Genomic DNA, 3,177 nt, shown 5'->3' with positions numbered 1-3,177 from the left:
ATGCCATCAAACTATACAATGAAATAAGATTACATTTATCTTTAGACTATCAAACACCTAATGCGGTACACCAAAATGCAGCGTAAAAATCAAGTTTAACCTGTAGCCGTATTCCAGGACGAGACATTTTGAAGCAAATTTTTCATAAAGTAAGTATATTATAAAAAGATTTTCCACAAAAATTTTTGATGATTATGAAACTAGTTAAAATAATTTCCATTTTAATAATATTTATCTCCTGCTCAAAAGATGATGGAATTGATTTGAATGAAACTGGAGAAAATTCCTTTTCTGTAAAAATTAATGGAAAGAAATTTATACCTGAAGACGTTAAGCTATTTCTAAATATCGATTATGGAATAAAAGCCTATACAAATAATAATACATGGCATTTAACATTCAGCGATAGCGAACAAAAGGATATACATTTCTATATAAAAGATGTGACTGCTGGAGGAAAATATCAAATTGGAAAATTAAAGGGCGATTTAAATTTTTATACTCCTGAAGATGATGAAACAGCTGTTGGAATTGCAGATGGCTCAGGGACTGTACGAGGAGTTGCTTATGGTTCTGAATCCGGACAGCAACAATTTATTGAAATAATAGAGGTGAAAGGAGATTCGATATTAATAGGTCAATTTGATCAAATCATTTTACAAAATCCAAATAATCAAAATGATAAAGTGAGTCTAACAGAAGGAAAATTTAATATAAACCGATCAACTTTGAACAACTAAAGATTTTAATTAAAATAGAAACAAAAGCAAAACTGTTTGCAACAGCGATTAACGGAGCCAATATGCGGTATTCCAGGAAAAAGAATAAATTAGAACTCCAAACCACAAAACAACAAGCCGACTACTCCGCGTGCTAATTTCCGCACACTGGCGTTAATCGCGGCCGTTGCCAGTAATTTTTATAGAATGTTCGAATATAAAAACAAAATAAATGATTCGATGCTGTATCTCCTTAACGATATGGTAGAAGAACAATTAGAATCAACTAAGAAAGAATTAGATAATTGTTCAAAATCTGATATTGAAAAAATTAAAGTATTAAAATTAAAAATTTTGTGGTTTGAAGCCCAGCTAGAAAAATTTAAGGATGATATCGATAAGCAGCTAAAAGAAAAGTTTCAATTTTCTATTGAGGAATTATATTCGATGTACGGCCAGTACGAGGAAAAATATATCAATATAGAATTCCATAAGTTTTCAGACTCAGCTAAGAAATTTGGTAGAAAAATTAGTGGTTTCATAGAATATACTAAAGAAGAAAGAGAAAATTTGGAACAGGAACTTTCAAAAAAAGAAGTTTCAAGAACAAACGGAAAAGTAAAATTCAAATGTACCAGCTGTGATGATCTTTCCGAAGAAACTCGTAAAGAGCTAAGAGAAACTGGATTTTTAAGTGGTGACATCTATGAAGTTCTAGCTTCAAATTTTCCTGCCAAAAAATCATTCGGACAGACTGGTAGAAAAGAAATACCAAATACAATAGAGGTAGAATTTGATCCTTCTGGAATGGATCCCTATAAAGCACAATTATCGCTTTTCAATCAACGATTGAAAGATGGAGGAAAACTAATTGATTCTGAAATTGAAAAATTATGTGGTTTCTCACTTTATTATAAACCAGAAGCAAATAAGCTTGATATCATCAAAAATAATGCTTTTGATCAGGATGGGAATAAAATTGAAAATGTAAGATTTCAGGAATTAAGAGTAAAAATTTTTAATGAAGATTTTACTCAAGAAGAAGTTTTAGAATTTTCAGAATTGCTTACTCAAAGAAAGTCAAACAGAATCGAGTTAATTCAAGCAGAAATTAAAAGATCCACCAATAAAAAGTTAGAAAAATTTGAGCAGGAATACCCAGAAATTTATGGCGAACTTTTAAATTCCACACTTCATTTTGAGGATGAAGCTTTGGTATATTATGATTCTGTAAAACCTATATACTGGGATTATCGTAGTTATTTACATATCTATCTTCGACATTGTGAGGAATTAGAAATTGAAGGCCATTTTGAGCAAAAAACAAACTTTCAATATAGTCCAAAAGATATACGAAGAACTTTAAAAATTGCTATTGAAAGATTAATTGATCCCATAAACGAAAGATTAGCGGAAAACAAAGAGTTTCGAGTTTATGGAAATAAAGCATTATATTTTAATGGTAATCATTACTCACTTCATATTCTAAATGACGGTCGAGTAGCAGCTTTTCACCCCTTAGAAAATCCAGAGGAATAAAAACTACTGGCAACATCGGTTCATCGCAAATAACGGGTTTTGTGGAAAAAGTGTAAATTTAGAAACCAGGAAAAAAAAAGTTAATCCGACAAGTCCGCGTCCTTACTCCCGCAACTTGCGATAACCGTAACCGTTATATGGCATTTTTTAGATGATAATCCGATGAAAAAAGTAATTATTATTCTGACTTTAATATTTTCTATTTCTTCATTTGCTCAAGAAGATGGACAAGAAGAAATTGTCTTTTCAAGAATTGGAAATTTAACTGACGAACAAATTAATTCAAGCGGTCCAGCAAAATTATTATTTGCTAAAAAGTCAGAAATAAGAAACATAGCAAAACAAGATATAGAAAATGGGATTCCATTTTTGCTTCTACAAGGGGGAATTGCACCAGTAATGATAGCTACTGACCCACAGTTTGAGGATAAGTATAAATTATATTTTTACGAATATGGTTGTACAGGTCCTGATCAAAATTTAATAGAAGATTACAACAAAATAATTTTTGATTATCTAACAGATCAGTATGGTAAAAAATGGATAAAAGAAGTAAGAGATGATGTTGTAGGACTTGATGATTGGAAGAAAAATTTAAAAATTAAATGATTGATATTATTCTGGGCATATTAACCATCGTGGCAGGAATATTAATCCTTAAATATTATTTCGGACTAAAAAAGAATGAAAAGGGAGGATTAACAATTAAATTAATAGGTGCTGGAATAGGTGCTATTTTAATAGGTATTACTTTAATTTTGAGAGAAATATTTTAGTGAAAAAACGCCACATAACAAAGAACTAAGGTAAAATCCAAGTACTTTTAAGCTAATTTCGACATATAATTTTCCTGATAATAAGTTCCGGACTTAGCTATTGCAAATGCCTGTTTCAGGAGCTTATTACATACGGCTATTAG

The 3,177-nt window shown here is 30.5% G+C and carries 4 protein-coding genes; all 4 read left to right on the top strand.

Annotation, left to right across the window (positions count from 1 at the left end):
* The first annotated feature begins 194 nt into the window (after positions 1-194).
* The gene (locus NE848_RS17235) at positions 195-740 is read left to right on the top strand and encodes a hypothetical protein (protein WP_252115857.1); all 546 of its coding nucleotides are present in this window, start codon (positions 195-197) and stop codon (positions 738-740) included.
* A gap of 186 nt (positions 741-926) precedes the next feature.
* A complete protein-coding gene (locus NE848_RS17230) occupies positions 927-2,258 on the top strand; it encodes a hypothetical protein (protein ID WP_252115856.1) in 1,332 nt (443 codons plus the stop codon).
* Positions 2,259-2,420: 162 nt separating this feature from the next.
* The gene (locus tag NE848_RS17225; RefSeq protein WP_252115855.1) at positions 2,421-2,867 is read left to right on the top strand and encodes an FEKKY domain-containing protein; all 447 of its coding nucleotides are present in this window, start codon (positions 2,421-2,423) and stop codon (positions 2,865-2,867) included.
* On the top strand, positions 2,864-3,034 hold the full coding sequence (locus NE848_RS17220) for a hypothetical protein (protein ID WP_252115854.1): 171 nt from the start codon (positions 2,864-2,866) through the stop codon (positions 3,032-3,034). Before NE848_RS17225 ends, NE848_RS17220 begins: the two co-directional genes overlap by 4 nt.
* The last annotated feature ends 143 nt before the right edge of the window (positions 3,035-3,177 follow it).

It is taken from the genome of Gramella jeungdoensis, from assembly GCF_023805255.1.
GTDB lineage: Bacteria > Bacteroidota > Bacteroidia > Flavobacteriales > Flavobacteriaceae > Christiangramia > Christiangramia jeungdoensis.
The sequence above is the reverse complement of the archived record's forward strand: the minus strand, read 5'-3'. Positions and strand labels throughout refer to the sequence as shown.